Source organism: Mesorhizobium sp. M4A.F.Ca.ET.022.05.2.1 (genome assembly GCF_003998845.1).
Lineage (GTDB): Bacteria > Pseudomonadota > Alphaproteobacteria > Rhizobiales > Rhizobiaceae > Mesorhizobium.
The window spans coordinates 24,374-38,019 of record NZ_RZOJ01000013.1 but is presented as its reverse complement, the minus strand read 5'-3'; the positions used below and the strand labels follow the sequence as shown (position 1 = coordinate 38,019).

The window sequence follows — 13,646 nt, the reverse complement described above, 5'->3', positions numbered from 1 at the left end:
ACCTCGTCCAGCCGGTGCGAGACATAGATCATGCCGACGCCGCGCTCGCGCAGCGGACGCAGCGCCTCGAACAGGCGTTCGACCTCGTCGGCCGGCAGGCTTGCCGTCGGCTCGTCGAGCACCAGAACGTCGGCTTCGGTGGCGAGTGCGCGAGCGATCGCCACCAGCGACTTTTCCGTGCGCGAAAGGTCCTGGACGCGCGTCGCCGGATCGAAGGCGCAGCCGACCAGCGCCAGCTCGGCGCGGCGCTCGGTGTCGCGCCAATCGATCAGGCCCGAGCGGCGCGAAAAGCCCTGCGCCATGCCGACATTCTCGGCCACCGTCATCCATTCGATGAGGCCGAGGTCCTGATGGATAAAGGCGACCTTCTGTGGCTGGTTGGGACGCGGCGGGCGGTGGTGATAGTCTTCGCCGCGAAAGCGGATCGTGCCCTGGTCGCGCTTGTGGATGCCGGCGAGCGTCTTGATCAGCGTCGACTTGCCGGCGCCATTCTCGCCAAGCAGGGCGACGATCTCGCCCTCGTGGATGTCGAGCGAGACCGACTTCAGCGCCAGAGTGCCGCCGAAGCGCTTGGAGATGTCGATGAATTCGATGAGCTTGGGCCGCATCTATGGCCCTCCCAAGCCAAGCAAACGGACTGAATTGGCACCGATGTTATCGCTAACATTTTTGCAGGTCAAGTCTTGAAAACGGTTTGCCGCGAAGGCTATCGGTAACCCGTTTTCGCGGAGGATGGAGCATGTTCGGAGACTTAGAGGGCGCGGGCTTCGAGGTTCTCGACGAGCGGTTCGAAAGCTGTTTCGTCGGCCATGTGGCGGTCGAGCGGGTGTGGACCGGAGGGCGCTGGCTGGAAGGCCCGGCATGGTTCGCGGCCGGGCGCTATCTGGTCTTCTCCGACATCCCCAACGACCGCATCATGCGCTACGACGAGACCAATGGCGTGGTTTCGGTGTTCCGGGCGCCGGCAAACAGTGCCAACGGCAACACGGTCGATACAGAGGGACGGCTGGTCACCTGCGAGCATCGGTCGCGGCGCGTCACGCGCACCGAGCATGACGGATCGATCACGGTGATCGCCGACTGCTTCGACGGCAAGCGCCTGAATTCGCCCAACGACGTCGTGGTGCGCTCCGACGGCACGGTGTGGTTCTCCGATCCGCCCTATGGCATCGCGACAGACTATGAGGGCGACCGCTCCGAACAGGAGATCGAGGGCTGCCACGTCTACCACGCCGATCCCGTGACCGGCGAGGTGGCGCGCGTCGTCTCGACGATGGCGAAGCCCAACGGTCTCGCCTTCTCGCCGGACGAGACGGTCCTCTATGTCGGCGACACCGGCATCACGCATCAGAAGGACGGGCCGCGGCACATCCGCAAGTTTGCCGTCGAAGGCAATGCGCTGGGGGAAATCGGCGTTTTCGCGACCTGCACTGCCGGCCTGTTCGATGGCTTCAGGGTGGATACGGCGGGTCGGGTCTGGGCAGGCGCCGGCGACGGCGTGCATTGCTTCGATCCCGACGGCACGCTGATCGGCAAGATCCGCATCCCTGAAACGGTGGCGAACCTCACCTTCGGCGGCGCCAAGCGCAACCGCCTGTTCATCACGGCGCGGCAGTCGCTCTATGCGGTGTTCGTGGTCGCCAACGCGGCCGCAAGAGGCTGAGGTCCGACCTAGGCGGGGACGGATCGAATGGGCTCACGCGATCGTGTGTTCGCCTATCAAAAATGGACTATTGCATTTGCCCGAAAGGCGAGCCGCTCGACAAGCGGCTCGCCTTGTTCATGTCAGGCAACATCCTTAGCCCGATAGGCATCGGGAAGGACGAAGACTTCATCGGCGCGGCCGTAGCCTCCATCAGGAACTTCTTCGATCAGCACCATGGTGTAGGGGCGCACACCCTCGCCGAAATAGTCCACGAACATCTGCGTGGTCTTGTGGACGAGATCCTCCTTCTGCGCTTTTGTGAGGGCGGCCTCGGGCATCTTGAAGTTGGCAAAGGGCATTTGCAGGTTCCTTTCGGTGGCATTTCACGGCGCCGGTTGGCGCGTCCGATGACGACGGTCGCGCCGTCATCGGACGGATCGATCTTCGTTGTCATGGGGCGGATATAGATTGCCGCGGATGTCGGATAATCACCCCGCTGCTGGCAGCACTATTCGGAAAGAGCGAACAATCGGAGCGACGTCGGCGCCCTATCCGCAGCTCGCTCAGCGGTGCTGGGCATCCCGCATTTTCGCGCTGGCAGGGTTGTGAAGATCGGACCGGTGGCGAGCCGGCGTCGTTCGCCTGTGCAACAGGTCAGCTGTTGCGCGTCGCCACGAATGTCGCCGCTTCCTTCAGCAGGGCCGCGCGCTCGCCATAGGGATCGAGCAGCGCATGCGCCTGGCCGACGAGGCCGTTGAGCTGCTTGCGCGCCCAGTCGGCGCCGTGCAGGGCAACCAGCGTCGCCTTGCCGGCGGCGGCGTCCTTGCCGGTCGCCTTGCCCATCTGGTGCGCATCCGCCGTCAGGTCGAGCAGGTCGTCGGCAAGCTGGAAGGCGAGCCCGATCGCCGAGCCGAATTCGGCCAGCCGCTCGCGGTCTTCCGGCGGCGCGCCGGCGACGATGGCGCCGGCCTCGCAGGCAAAGCGGATCAAGGCGCCGGTCTTCATCGCCTGCAGCCGGATGATGCCGGCCTCGTCCGGCGGAGTGCGCCCGGCATCGAGATCGAGCATCTGCCCGCCGACCATGCCGCCAATGCCCGCGGCGCGGGCAAGCGCCAGCACCAGCGCTGCCCGGCGTTCCGCGGGCAGCACGGTGGCCTCGTCGGCGAGGATGTCGAAGGCAAGCGTCAGCAGCGCGTCGCCGGCGAGGATGGCGGTGGCATCGTCGAAGGCCCGGTGCACGGTCGGCTGGCCGCGGCGCAGATCGTCATTGTCCATGGCCGGTAGATCGTCATGGATCAGCGAATAGCAATGCACGCATTCGAGCGCCGCCGCCACGCGCGATGCCGCCTCGCCATCTGCGGAAAAGAGCGCTGCACTTTCCATAACCAGAAAAGGGCGCAGGCGCTTGCCGCCGTTCAACACGCCATGGCGCATGGCCGCCATCAGCCGCTCCGGCCGGGCGATCTCGCCGGACAGCGCGCGCAAGTCGAGAAGCCGCCTGAGCAGCGCCTCGATTGCCGCTGCGCGTGTCAGAAGTGCGGTTTCGAACGCGATTTCTTCGTCTTTCGCCATGGCCGGGAGCGGTAGCCGACACTCAGACATTGCGCAAGAAGCCGCGCGCCATTATGCCGGTTGAGCTGATGGCACGGGTGGGGCGGCTTGACGGAACCGATCGTCGATCATGAAATCGAAGGACTGGACATGGCGCGGCCGAGGCGCCTGAACCGCGCCGGTCTCAAGCGCCTTGGCCGGCGCTCCCTGGTCGTTGCCGCCATCCTAGCGGTGGTACCGGTGGTGCTGACCTTCCTCTATCTGCCGTCCTTCGTGCATCCGGTATCGACGCTGATGCTGAAGGACCTCGCGACCTTCTCCGGCTACGACCGGCGCTGGGTTTCGATCGACGACGTGTCGCCGGCGCTGGCGCATTCGGTGATCATGTCGGAGGACGGGCAGTTCTGCTTCCACCGCGGGGTCGATCTCGGCGAATTGCGCGGCGTCGTGGACGACGCGCTGGCCGGCGAGGCGACGCGCGGTGCCTCGACCATCACAATGCAGACGGTGAAGAACCTCTTCCTCTGGTCGCGGCCGCTGGGCACGGTGCGCAAGGTGGTCGAACTGCCGCTCGCCGTCTATTTCGACGCGGTGATGTCGAAGCGGCGCATTATGGAGATCTACCTCAACATCGCCGAATGGGGCCCGGGCATCTACGGCATCGAGGCGGCCGCCCAGCATCATTTCGGCGTCTCGGCAAACAAATTGTCGCGTCGGCAGGCGGCGCTGCTCGCCGTTACGCTGCCCAATCCGATCGCCCGCAATCCGGCAAAACCGGGGCCGGGCTTGCGACGGCTGGCGGCACTGATCGAGCGGCGCGCCGGCAGGTCGGGAGCCTATGTGGGTTGCCTTGATTAGGACGAACCAGCGCCGGCTCAAAAAAATTTGCCGCGGTGCTGGCCAAAACGGCGCAAGGCGTGTATAGGCACCCGACTTTCTCAGATTATGGCCCCAGACGCGGCCCTTTCACGAGGGTTGCCGGGGCATTTTGACCATGTAGTGGAGCATATCCATGGCCGTTCCGAAACGAAAAACCTCTCCGTCGAAGCGCGGCATGCGCCGCTCGGCCGACGCCCTCAAGGCCCCGACCTATGTCGAGGACAAGAATTCCGGCGAAATGCGCCGCCCGCACCATATCGACCTGAAGACCGGCATGTATCGTGGCCGCCAGGTTCTGGAGCCGAAGGAAAGCTGAGAAGCTTCCGGCGGTTTGCGACTTCCAAAAAGACCGGCCATTGGCCGGTCTTTTTGCGTTTGGCCTCGCCAATCGCTCCAGCGTCGCGGTCCGATACCGACTCCGCCGACGGACCCTGCGCGCCGGTCTTTGTAGCCTGACAGGCGCGGGAGGAACCCCCGCTAACATGCTTGTTTCGCGCGGTCTTCGAGCGTGTTAGCGGCGACGCATGAAACTTCTTGACGAGGAAGGCCGGCGGGCTGCAACTGAAGGAAGCTCAATCGGAGACGCCAGATGTTCGGTGCCATCCCCCTGCTGATCGTGCCCTTCGTGCTCTACAATCTCGGCCTGCTCGGGATATTCGGCAGCGGCGACGATCCCTGGGCCAACGAGATGTTCTCGTTCCGCATGATGTCCGGTGGCGTGTTCTCGATGACGCTCGGCGACCTGATGGTGCTGATCGGCCTGATCTTCCTGTTCGTCGAGATCTCAAAATCGGTGCGCACCACCAACGCCTCGATCCTCGACCATCTGTTGTCGACACTGGTCTTCATCGCCTTCCTGGTCGAGTTCCTGCTGGTGAAGGGCGCAGCGCATTCGGTCTTCTTCACCCTGATGGTGATCGCGCTGTTCGACGTGCTCGCCGGCTTCTCGGTGTCGATGCGGTCGGCAAGCCGGGATATCAACCTGAACTAGGATGTGCCGATATTCAGGTGAGACCGGTCTGCAAATGATCTGGGCTCAGCCCGGATCGGCAGTGAAGCCGGCGGCTTCGATGCCGGCGATCGCGGCGGCCTCGTCATTGTCCGACGTGTCGCCGGAGATGCCGACCGCGCCGATGACGGCGCCGGCATGATCGCGGATCAGCACGCCGCCGACGACAGGCAGGACACGACCGCCGGAGACGTCGGAGATGCCGGCGATCAGATGCGGCCGTTCCTTGGCGAAGGCTTCGACGCGGCGCGAGCCCATGCCGATAGCGAGCGCGCCATAGGCCTTGCCGGCCGACATTTGCGGACGCAGGAACGATGCGCCGTCCTGGCGCTGGAAGGCGACCAGATGGGCGCCGGCATCGAGCACCGACACGCCGAGCGGCCTGAGCTTCAGCTCGGCACCCCTGGCGAAGGCGGCGTCGATGATTTGCTTGGCTTTCTCGAGCGTCAGCGCGGTCATGGCAGTCTCCTGTTGAAGGCCGCGATCATCGTCGACGAGACGCGAGATACAATCCCGGCCGCGGTTGAAACTGATTTTCGGGAAGTGGCGAAACGCCGCGCCCTGTCTAGCCGGCGGCAGCCTCAGCCTTGCGGGCGACCACCACCTCGTAGCCGGCCTGCAGGGTCGCCCGAACGGTTGGCCCCTCATGGTCGATCGGCGCGCCGAGGTGTTCATGGCGCAATTCGTCCATGAAGCGCTCCCATAAGGGTGGGCCGCCGTTTTCCAGAAGCTCAGCGCGGATCGAGAGCTCCTCGCTGACCGGCAGCCAGACACGGCCCCAGGCGCCGAGATGCGCCATGATCGGCACCAGGGTGATGGCCATCTCGGTCAGGCTGTAGATTGCCTTCTGCTTGTGGGAAGGATCGTCGGCCTTTGTCAGCATGCCCAGCTCCATCAGCCGCTTCAGCCGGTCGGCAAGGATGTTGGACGCGATGCCCTCGATCGATCCGTTGAGCATTTCGCGAAAATGACGCCGGCCGCCGAAGATCATGTCGCGCAGGATGATCAGGCTCCAGCGATCGCCGAACACTTCGAGCGACAGATTGATCGGGCAGCCGGAGCGGTGATCGGTGTTCATGCAAAGTCTCCAGAAAAAACCGGTTGCATTATCGTATCAGTCTGATTATCGTGCAACTGATTGCAAAATGCAATCGGATTGCAGAGGAGGAAGCGACCATGAAGACGAAAGAGCAGCCCCGGATCGTTTCCGAAACTTTTGGCAGTCCCGGCGATCCGGCCGTTCTGCTGATCATGGGCGCCATGGCGTCGATGCTGTGGTGGCCGGAAGCGTTCTGCCGGAAGCTGGCCGGCGAGGGTCTGTTCGTAATCCGCTACGACAATCGCGACACCGGCCACTCGAGCAAATACGCGCCTGGCGAGCCGCCCTACACATTCGATGACATGGCCGACGATGCCATCCGCGTGCTCGACGATCATGAGGTCGTGAGGGCGCATGTGGTCGGCATGTCGATGGGCGGCATGATCGCGCAGCTGGTGGCGCTGAAACACCCGTCGCGCGTCACGGCGCTGACCGTGATCAGCACGTCGCCTGTCGGCATCGACACCTCGCATCTGCCGGGAATGTCCGAGAGCTACAAAGAGCACGCGGCGGCAGGTGAGAAGGTCGATTGGTCGGATCGCGAGCAGGTGATCGACTTCATCGTCAGCGAAGCCCGCGTCATCGCAAGCACCGCGCATCCGTTCGACGAGAAGCGGACAAGGGCGTTCGTCGAGCGGGACTATGACCGGTCGGGAGGCCTGCTCAGCGCGACCAACCACTTCCTGCTCAAGAACGGCGGAGACTGGAAGGACCGTTTTCGGGCGATGCGGATTGCGCTGCTCGTCATCCACGGCACGACGGATCCGATCTTTCCGGTCGAGCATGGCGCAGCGCTCGCCGAGGCGGTTGCCGGTGCGAAGTTGGTGCGTATCGAGGGCGGCGGCCACGAACTGCATCCGGACGACTGGGCCGTCATGATCGCCGCCATCGCGGCGCATGACCGGGCAGCGCGGGCGCGGGCCGATCCATCCCCGGCGTGACAGCGCCTCACCGGATGCGCCATTATCAAGACCAGAAGCCCCCTTCCGCCCGGACCGGCGGCCACAAGCGAGCAAGCAATGTCTCTGACCATGCACCTCCACCCGCTGGCATCGTTCTGCTGGAAGCCGCTGATCGCGCTCTACGAGAACGGCACGCCTTTCGATGTCGTCATTGTCGATCTCGGCAACGAGCAGTCGCGCGCGGCGTTCCTGAGACTGTCGCCGGCGGGCAAGATGCCGGTGCTGCGCGACGAGGCGCGCGGACAGACGGTGCCGGAATCAACCATCGTGATCGAGTATCTGGCCGTCCACTATCCTGGCCCGACCGCGCTGATCCCGGCCGATGCCGACCTCGCCCGCCAGGTTCGGACCGCCGACCGCTTCTACGATTTCTATGTGCAGGAGCCGATGCAGAAGATCGTCGGCGACCGGCTGCGGCCGCAGGGCCAGACCGACCCGTTCGGTGTCGAGCAGGCGCGGGCGCAGTTGCGCGCCTCCTACGCCATCATCGAAACCGAGATGCAGTCGAGGATTTGGGCGGTTGGCGAAACCTTCACCATGGCCGACTGACGGCGGCTCCGGCGCTGTTCTACGCCAACAAGGTCGAGCCGTTCGGCGACAGGTTCCCCGCGGTTAGGCGTTATCACGATCGCCTGCTCCAACGACCGTCCTTCGCCCGCGTGATCGAGGAAGCCCAGCCCTACTTCAAGTTCTTCCCCTACAACGACGGCTGACATCAGTGCTTCGCGATCGGAGGCGAGCGGTCCTTCTCACCTGGCCTTGCATCGCTCCTATGGCTCGATCACCTTCTTGCGGCCCTCCGGTTCCACCATCTCGAGCCGAGTTTCGGGACCATCCGCCTCGAGCAAAATGTAGCTTGCGTCGTCGCCGCCGACGAAACTCAGACCGGCGCTGGCGGTCGTGGCGCTGATCTTGACCGAGGGCTGGCCATTCTCCGCGATGAGGCGGAACAGCACGGTTTCGGCCTCGCCGGCCTTCGCCGGGAGCACGGAGATGCTGGAGCGCACCCGGCCCTGACTATCGACAATCTGAAGCCCGCTTCCGCGCAGAATGCCTGGGCTGTCCTGCGCCTTCGCCGGCAGGATCTGCGTCAGCCCCATGCCAGCGAGCAGAACCAGATTGATTGCCGTCAGAGCGCCAAGAACCGCTTCGCGTCGCATGGGTTTCCTCCTCCACAGCCAGAAAAAGCGCAGAACGGAATCGCATCAAGCAAGTGCCGGACCGGTCATGCCGCCCAGAGGTCACTCGCCGGGCAATGCTTCCCAGAACTGGTCGAGCCAGATGTTCAACCGCAGGAAGCCGGCACTGCTGACCGTGTAGACCCGCCGCGTGCCTTCCGCCTTGGCGTTGACCAGGCCGGCCTCGAGCAGAACCTTCAGGTGCTGCGAGACGGCTGGGCGTGAAACTGGCAGTCCGGCCGCCAGTTCGTTGACGGTCTTCGGGCCGCGCCGGAGCTCTTCGAGAAGATAGCGCCGGTTGGGATCGGCAATCGCCACAAAGGCATCAGAAAACATCATGCGTCATTTTAGAGGCAAAGTTTCCCAAATCTCAACCATTGGTTTCAGCCTTTCTGCGCGGGTCGAGCCGCAGGGCTTCCGGCGTCACCGAACGGTCGGCCGGCTGGGTCTTGAAGGCGTCGCGGTTTTCGATCGGCACCGGGGCGCGGCGGCTGATGCGCAGCAGCGTGTAGCCCGCCAGGCAAAGATGGGCGAGCGCGGTGGCCAGGAACAGGCCCTCGGGGCGCAGCCAGCCCATCAGCCCGGCGGCGAGCAGGGGCCCGATCATGGTGCCGAAGCCGTAGAGCAGCAGAAGACCGCCCGAAACCTTGACGAAATCCTCCGCCCGCGCGTGGTCGTTGGCATGCGCCACTGCGATCGAATAGAGCGTGTAGGCGAAAGCGCCGTAGGCGGCGGTCAAGACGATGACGAAGACGCCGGAGCGCGGCTCGAACAGGAAGACGAAAATGGCAAACAAGGCTGCGCCAAAGGCCGCACCCGCCAGCACGAAACGGCGGTCGGTCTTGTCCGAGAGGCGTCCCGCCGGAAGCTGCATGGCCGCTCCCGCCACCACCACCAGGCTCATCATCAGCGCGATCTCGGCCGTTGAGATGCCGATGCGGGCGCCATAGACGGCGCCGAGCGTGCCCCAGGCGCCGTTGGCAATGCCGATCAACAGGCAGGCGATCGCCGACACCGGCGAATTGGCGTAGAGCCCCTTCACGTCGAGCTTCACGTCCTGCAGCGGCTTCGGATGCGACTGCGTCGAGACAGCGGTCGGGATCAGCGACAGGCAGAACAGGATGCCGGTGATCATGAACAGCGAAGCCGACTTCACGTCGCCGCCGGCGACGATCATCTGGCCGCCCATGATCGATGCATAGGTGACCATCATGTAGAGGCCGAAGACGGTGCCGCGGTTCTCGTTGGTGGCCTTCTCGTTCAGCCAGCTTTCGATGACCATGAAGGCACCAGCCATGGTGAAGCCGGTGAAGGCGCGCAGCAGGATCCAGACATATTCATCGATGATAAGGCCGGTGAGCAAAGCGACGATGGCGCCCGACGCGGCAAAGGCGCCGAAGGCCCTGACATGGCCGGCGCGGCGAACTAGGCGCGGCGCAAAGAAGCAGCCGGTGACGAAGCCGCCGGCCCAGGCGGTGCCCATCAAGCCCAGCGATGCCGTGGAAAAGCCCTCCAATTGGCCTCGCAACGGCAGCAGCAGCCCGTGCAGGCCGGACGCCGCGAGCAGGAAGGCCGTGCCGCGAAGCAGCGAGAGGATCGGTCGGTAGGTCGCAAACATTGGCTGATCCGGCTGGAGGTTCGTGGCGCTGGTCTGACAGGCGCATTCGGGCTTTTCGGCGGCGAACACTGCCGCTTTCAACGCTAGCCGCGGCGGAACAGCGCCTCGGCCGCTGATTTGGTCGCTCCCTTGGCCTTCAACTCGGCTTCCAGCCGGGCGATCTCGTCGCGCAGCATGCCGATCCGCTCGGACAGTTCGTCGGCCGAAAGCAGGGCCAGATCCTGCCCGATCTCATGCGGGCGCGCTTTCTTAACGGGTTCGTCGTCGAAGATCGCCATCGTCGCTCCTCCCTGATATGCCATTTGCCGGATTCGACAATGAGCATACATAGGGCACGGGTGCTGATGCAAACGGCCGGCCAAAGAGGCCAGACGAGGACGGGACAATTCATGGCGAGCGCACAGAAGATTCCGGCGAAGATGATGGCGATCGCGATCTCGGAGCCAGGCGGGCCGCGGGTGCTGAAGCCGGAAACGCGCGATGTGCCCCTGCCGGGGCCAGGCGAGGTCCTGATCCGGGTGCGTGCCGCCGGCGTAAACCGGCCGGATGTGCTGCAGCGCAAGGGCGCCTATCCGCCGCCGCCCGGCGCCTCCGATCTGCCGGGGCTCGAGGTCTCGGGCGAAGTCGCGGCACTTGGCGACGAGATATCGCGCTGGCGCATCGGCGACCGGGTCTGCGCGCTCACCCCCGGCGGCGGATACGCCGAATATGTCAAGGTGCACGCCGGCAGCGTGCTGCCGCTGCCGGCCGGCTTCACCCATACCGAAGCGGCGGCGGTGCCGGAAACCTATTTCACCGTCTGGCACAATGTGTTCGAGCGCGGCGGCTTGAAGAGCGGCGAAACGCTGCTGGTGCATGGCGGTTCGTCGGGCATCGGCACCACGGCGATCCAGTTGGCGTCGGCCTTCGGCGCCTACGTCATCACCACCGCCGGCAGCAGGGAAAAATGCGACGCCTGCCTGAAGCTCGGCGCCGACCGGGCGATTAATTACCGCGAGGAGGACTTCGTCGCCGCGGTCAAGGACGCGACTGGTGGCAAGGGCGCCAATGTGATCCTCGACATGATCGCCGGAGACTATGTGACACGCAATTACGAGGCCGCGGCGGTGGAAGGCCGCATCGTCCAGATCGCCGTGCAGGGCGGGGCGGCGGCGAGCGTCGATTTCTCCAGGCTCATGGTCAAGCGGCTCACCCATACCGGCTCGACGCTGAGGCCGCGCACGGTCGAATTCAAGGCGGCGATCGCCGTGGCGCTGGAGGCGCAGGTCTGGCCGTTGCTCGGCAGCCGCAAGATAGCGCCGGTGATGGACACGATCCTGCCGCTCAGCGAAGCCTGGCGGGCGCATGAGCGGATGGAGGATGGGGAGCATATCGGCAAGATCGTGCTCGACGTCGGCTAGGATGCATCGATATTCAGGTGAGGCCGGCCTGCAAACGGCGCTTTCCTGCGCTTCCGGTGCTCACGTAGTTTCCTTGCTGCCGCATGTCCTTGTCGGAAAACCGGGACCACTCCTCCGGGACATGCGGAAGTACGCTTCGCTCCGGTTCTCGGAAACCACCGTTTTCGCCTCGGCCTGACCTGAATCTCGACGCGCCCTGGTGTGTAAATCGCCCGCGGAAAAGCTGAACAAGAGCTTAATGCTGCAATGCACAAAACGCATTGCCGCCATGCAAAAGCGTCCGTTCAATTCTTAGGCGGCGGTGCCTATTTACACGGCATCGAACAAATCAACCAACGACTGGAGAACCACCATGAACCCGATCCGCGCTTTCCGTAACTGGCGCATGTACAACGAGACCGTGCGCGAGCTGAACAAACTCAACGCCCGTCAGCTTCACGACCTCGGCATCAACCGCGCCGACATCGAGCGTATCGCCCGCCAGGCTCTTTGATCTCAAGCGCCCCGGCCGTGAGGCCGGGGACGCGTTGCGAAGCCAGAGCCGTCGAAGACGCTTGCTCGTCTCCGGTTCCGAACCCGCTGGACCCAGTCCGGCGGGTTTTGTCCTTCTTGGGTCGCGGCCGTGCCCGGCCTCTCCTCCAGGGCTCTCCAAAAACATTGCGAAATGGTGACGGAGCGGTTATACAGGCCGCGAATTTCCCATTTTGGTGGCTCTAAAACCACCGCCCGCGCGGGAACGCGGGCGAACGAGAAGGATTTTTGGAAATGGCCAATACGCTGCTGATGCCCAAGGCGACCGCCGTCTGGCTGGTCGACAACACGGCGCTCTCCTTCGAGCAGATCGCCCAGTTCTGCGGGCTGCATCCGCTTGAGGTCAAGGCGATCGCCGACGGCGAATCGGCGCAAGGCATCAAGGGCATGGACCCGATCATGACCGGCCAGCTGACCCGCGACGAGATCGCGCGCGCCGAGAAGGACCCGAACCATCGACTGAAGCTGTCCGACCCAAAGGTCAGGGTGCCGGAATCCAAGCGCAAGGGCCCGCGCTACACGCCGCTGTCGAAGCGTCAGGACCGGCCGAATGCCATCCTTTGGCTGGTACGCAACCATCCCGAACTGAAGGACGCGCAGATTGCCCGTCTTGTAGGCACCACCAAGTCGACGATCGAGCAGATCCGCGAGCGCAAGCACTGGAATTCGGCCAATCTGCAGCCGATGGATCCGGTGACGCTGGGCCTCGCCTCGCAGATCGACCTCGACATGGAAGTCAACCGCGCCTCGCGCGGCCGCGAGCAGGCGCAGCCGGTCGGCGACACGCTGCTGCCGGCGGCGTTGACGGAACGGCTGGTCCCGGCGCCGGAAAAGCCGAAGGACGAGGACGCCGAGCTCGACGCCAACGCCGTCTTCGCCAAGCTCTCGGCGCTGAAGTCGAAGGACAAGGACACGGACGACGAGGAGTAGAATTCTCGGCATGCCAACAAAAAAGCCCGCTTCGAGCGGGCTTTTTTATTGGCCTTCGAGCCATCAGTTGCGCGCCGCCCGGTCCGGCGTCATGCCATAGTCCTCGCTGCGCTCCACCGCGCGGTAGAAATCGGCGAGCTGCTTGCCGCGCTCCGGCTTGTAGACGCGGCCGGCGATCACCACCGAGGCAATGCGGTCGATGCGGAAGGCGCGGAAATCGTCGCGCATCTCGCACCAGGCGACCAGCGTCCACACCTTGCCCCAGAACCACAGGCCGAGCGGCCGGATGTCGCGCGCCGTGCCGCGCCCGGCCTCGTCCGAATAGTCAATGGTCAGGACCTGGCGTTTCTCGATCGAGCGCTCGATCAGGTCGATCGCCTCGCGCGCGGCATCGCTCACCACCCACATCGGCGTGTGGATCTCGGTGCGGGCGATGCGGTCCTTCTCGGTATCGGGCAGCACGGCGCCGATCTTGACCAGCGCCTCGTCGGCGGCCCGCGCCATTGCGGCGCCGCCAAAGGCGCGCACCATGCGGGCGCCGGCGACCAGCGCCACGATCTCGTCACGCGTGAACATCAGCGGCGGAAGGTCGAAACCCTCCCTCATCATGTAGCCGACGCCCGCCTCGCCGTCGATCGGCACGCCGGTCGACTGCAGGTCGGCGATGTCGCGATAGATCGTGCGCTCGGAAACCTCAAGCCACGTACCCAGCTTCTGGGCAGTGACCAGACGGCCGCCGCGCAAATGCTGCACGATCTGGAAGAGCCTGTCGGCACGACGCATCGTATGGTTCCTCGATGTTGTTCCTATGCATGTCGTGGTTCCCAAAACCGGTTCCCACTTT

At 64.5% G+C, this 13,646-nt stretch carries 18 protein-coding genes and 1 pseudogene; 9 read left to right on the top strand and 10 right to left on the bottom strand.

Annotated elements, in window-relative coordinates; translation table 11 throughout:
• The coding region (locus EN745_RS03365) for an ATP-binding cassette domain-containing protein (RefSeq protein WP_145991975.1) at nucleotides 1-608 on the bottom strand (608 nt) is incomplete at its 3' end.
• 131 nt (nucleotides 609-739) lie between these two features.
• Here EN745_RS03365 and EN745_RS03360 point away from each other — a divergent pair.
• Nucleotides 740-1,663 (top strand): SMP-30/gluconolactonase/LRE family protein, encoded by a 924-nt coding sequence (locus EN745_RS03360; RefSeq protein WP_127420536.1) that lies wholly within the window; start codon nucleotides 740-742, stop codon nucleotides 1,661-1,663.
• A gap of 122 nt (nucleotides 1,664-1,785) precedes the next feature.
• On the opposite strand, the gene EN745_RS03355 is transcribed toward EN745_RS03360, so the two are convergent.
• Together EN745_RS03355 and EN745_RS03350 are read right to left on the bottom strand one after the other, a co-directional pair.
• On the bottom strand, nucleotides 1,786-2,004 hold the full coding sequence (locus EN745_RS03355; protein ID WP_126057951.1) for a 4-oxalocrotonate tautomerase family protein: 219 nt from the start codon (nucleotides 2,002-2,004) through the stop codon (nucleotides 1,786-1,788).
• Between the two features lie 295 nt (nucleotides 2,005-2,299).
• Nucleotides 2,300-3,217, bottom strand: coding sequence for a polyprenyl synthetase family protein (locus tag EN745_RS03350; RefSeq protein ID WP_127420535.1), 918 nt, complete (start codon nucleotides 3,215-3,217; stop codon nucleotides 2,300-2,302).
• Between the two features lie 129 nt (nucleotides 3,218-3,346).
• Here EN745_RS03350 and EN745_RS03345 point away from each other — a divergent pair, with 129 nt between their 5' ends.
• From EN745_RS03345 to EN745_RS03335, 3 genes are all read left to right on the top strand, one after another.
• On the top strand, nucleotides 3,347-4,054 hold the full coding sequence (locus tag EN745_RS03345; RefSeq protein ID WP_126059336.1) for a transglycosylase domain-containing protein: 708 nt from the start codon (nucleotides 3,347-3,349) through the stop codon (nucleotides 4,052-4,054).
• Nucleotides 4,055-4,208: 154 nt separating this feature from the next.
• Nucleotides 4,209-4,391, top strand: a complete 183-nt coding sequence (rpmF, locus tag EN745_RS03340) for a 50S ribosomal protein L32 (RefSeq protein ID WP_006203806.1) — start codon at nucleotides 4,209-4,211, stop codon at nucleotides 4,389-4,391.
• A gap of 273 nt (nucleotides 4,392-4,664) precedes the next feature.
• Entirely contained in the window at nucleotides 4,665-5,066 is a 402-nt protein-coding gene (locus EN745_RS03335) for a hypothetical protein (protein WP_126057953.1), read from the top strand.
• A 45-nt stretch (nucleotides 5,067-5,111) separates the two neighbouring features.
• Here the strand turns inward: EN745_RS03335 and EN745_RS03330 are convergent, their stop codons facing one another.
• A complete protein-coding gene (locus EN745_RS03330) occupies nucleotides 5,112-5,543 on the bottom strand; it encodes a heme-binding protein (protein ID WP_127420534.1) in 432 nt (143 codons plus the stop codon).
• 106 nt (nucleotides 5,544-5,649) lie between these two features.
• The gene (locus EN745_RS03325) at nucleotides 5,650-6,162 is read right to left on the bottom strand and encodes a helix-turn-helix domain-containing protein (protein WP_126057955.1); all 513 of its coding nucleotides are present in this window, start codon (nucleotides 6,160-6,162) and stop codon (nucleotides 5,650-5,652) included.
• Nucleotides 6,163-6,260: 98 nt separating this feature from the next.
• On the opposite strand from EN745_RS03325, the gene EN745_RS03320 reads away from it, so the two are divergent.
• The gene (locus tag EN745_RS03320; protein ID WP_127420533.1) at nucleotides 6,261-7,124 is read left to right on the top strand and encodes an alpha/beta hydrolase; all 864 of its coding nucleotides are present in this window, start codon (nucleotides 6,261-6,263) and stop codon (nucleotides 7,122-7,124) included.
• A 78-nt stretch (nucleotides 7,125-7,202) separates the two neighbouring features.
• Nucleotides 7,203-7,858, top strand: a pseudogene (locus EN745_RS03315) (glutathione S-transferase family protein).
• A gap of 57 nt (nucleotides 7,859-7,915) precedes the next feature.
• Here the strand turns inward: EN745_RS03315 and EN745_RS03310 are convergent.
• From EN745_RS03310 to EN745_RS03295, 4 genes are all read right to left on the bottom strand, one after another.
• Nucleotides 7,916-8,305: a hypothetical protein gene (locus EN745_RS03310; protein WP_126057958.1), complete on the bottom strand. Its 390-nt coding sequence runs from the start codon at nucleotides 8,303-8,305 to the stop codon at nucleotides 7,916-7,918.
• 81 nt (nucleotides 8,306-8,386) lie between these two features.
• Entirely contained in the window at nucleotides 8,387-8,662 is a 276-nt protein-coding gene (locus EN745_RS03305) for a metalloregulator ArsR/SmtB family transcription factor (RefSeq protein WP_126057959.1), read from the bottom strand.
• Nucleotides 8,663-8,693: 31 nt separating this feature from the next.
• On the bottom strand, nucleotides 8,694-9,941 hold the full coding sequence (locus EN745_RS03300; RefSeq protein WP_126057960.1) for an MFS transporter: 1,248 nt from the start codon (nucleotides 9,939-9,941) through the stop codon (nucleotides 8,694-8,696).
• An 83-nt stretch (nucleotides 9,942-10,024) separates the two neighbouring features.
• Entirely contained in the window at nucleotides 10,025-10,219 is a 195-nt protein-coding gene (locus tag EN745_RS03295; protein ID WP_126057961.1) for a DUF1192 domain-containing protein, read from the bottom strand.
• A gap of 111 nt (nucleotides 10,220-10,330) precedes the next feature.
• Here EN745_RS03295 and EN745_RS03290 point away from each other — a divergent pair, with 111 nt between their 5' ends.
• The 3 genes from EN745_RS03290 to EN745_RS03280 all read left to right on the top strand — a co-directional run bounded on the left by EN745_RS03290 (nucleotide 10,331) and on the right by EN745_RS03280 (nucleotide 12,802).
• On the top strand, nucleotides 10,331-11,341 hold the full coding sequence (locus tag EN745_RS03290) for an NAD(P)H-quinone oxidoreductase (protein ID WP_127420532.1): 1,011 nt from the start codon (nucleotides 10,331-10,333) through the stop codon (nucleotides 11,339-11,341).
• 352 nt (nucleotides 11,342-11,693) lie between these two features.
• On the top strand, nucleotides 11,694-11,834 hold the full coding sequence (locus EN745_RS03285; RefSeq protein ID WP_126057963.1) for a DUF1127 domain-containing protein: 141 nt from the start codon (nucleotides 11,694-11,696) through the stop codon (nucleotides 11,832-11,834).
• A gap of 272 nt (nucleotides 11,835-12,106) precedes the next feature.
• A complete protein-coding gene (locus tag EN745_RS03280) occupies nucleotides 12,107-12,802 on the top strand; it encodes a DUF1013 domain-containing protein (protein ID WP_126057964.1) in 696 nt (231 codons plus the stop codon).
• Nucleotides 12,803-12,865: 63 nt separating this feature from the next.
• Here the strand turns inward: EN745_RS03280 and EN745_RS03275 are convergent, their stop codons facing one another.
• Nucleotides 12,866-13,585, bottom strand: a complete 720-nt coding sequence (locus tag EN745_RS03275) for a YafY family protein (RefSeq protein WP_127420531.1) — start codon at nucleotides 13,583-13,585, stop codon at nucleotides 12,866-12,868.
• Nucleotides 13,586-13,646: the final 61 nt, after the last annotated feature.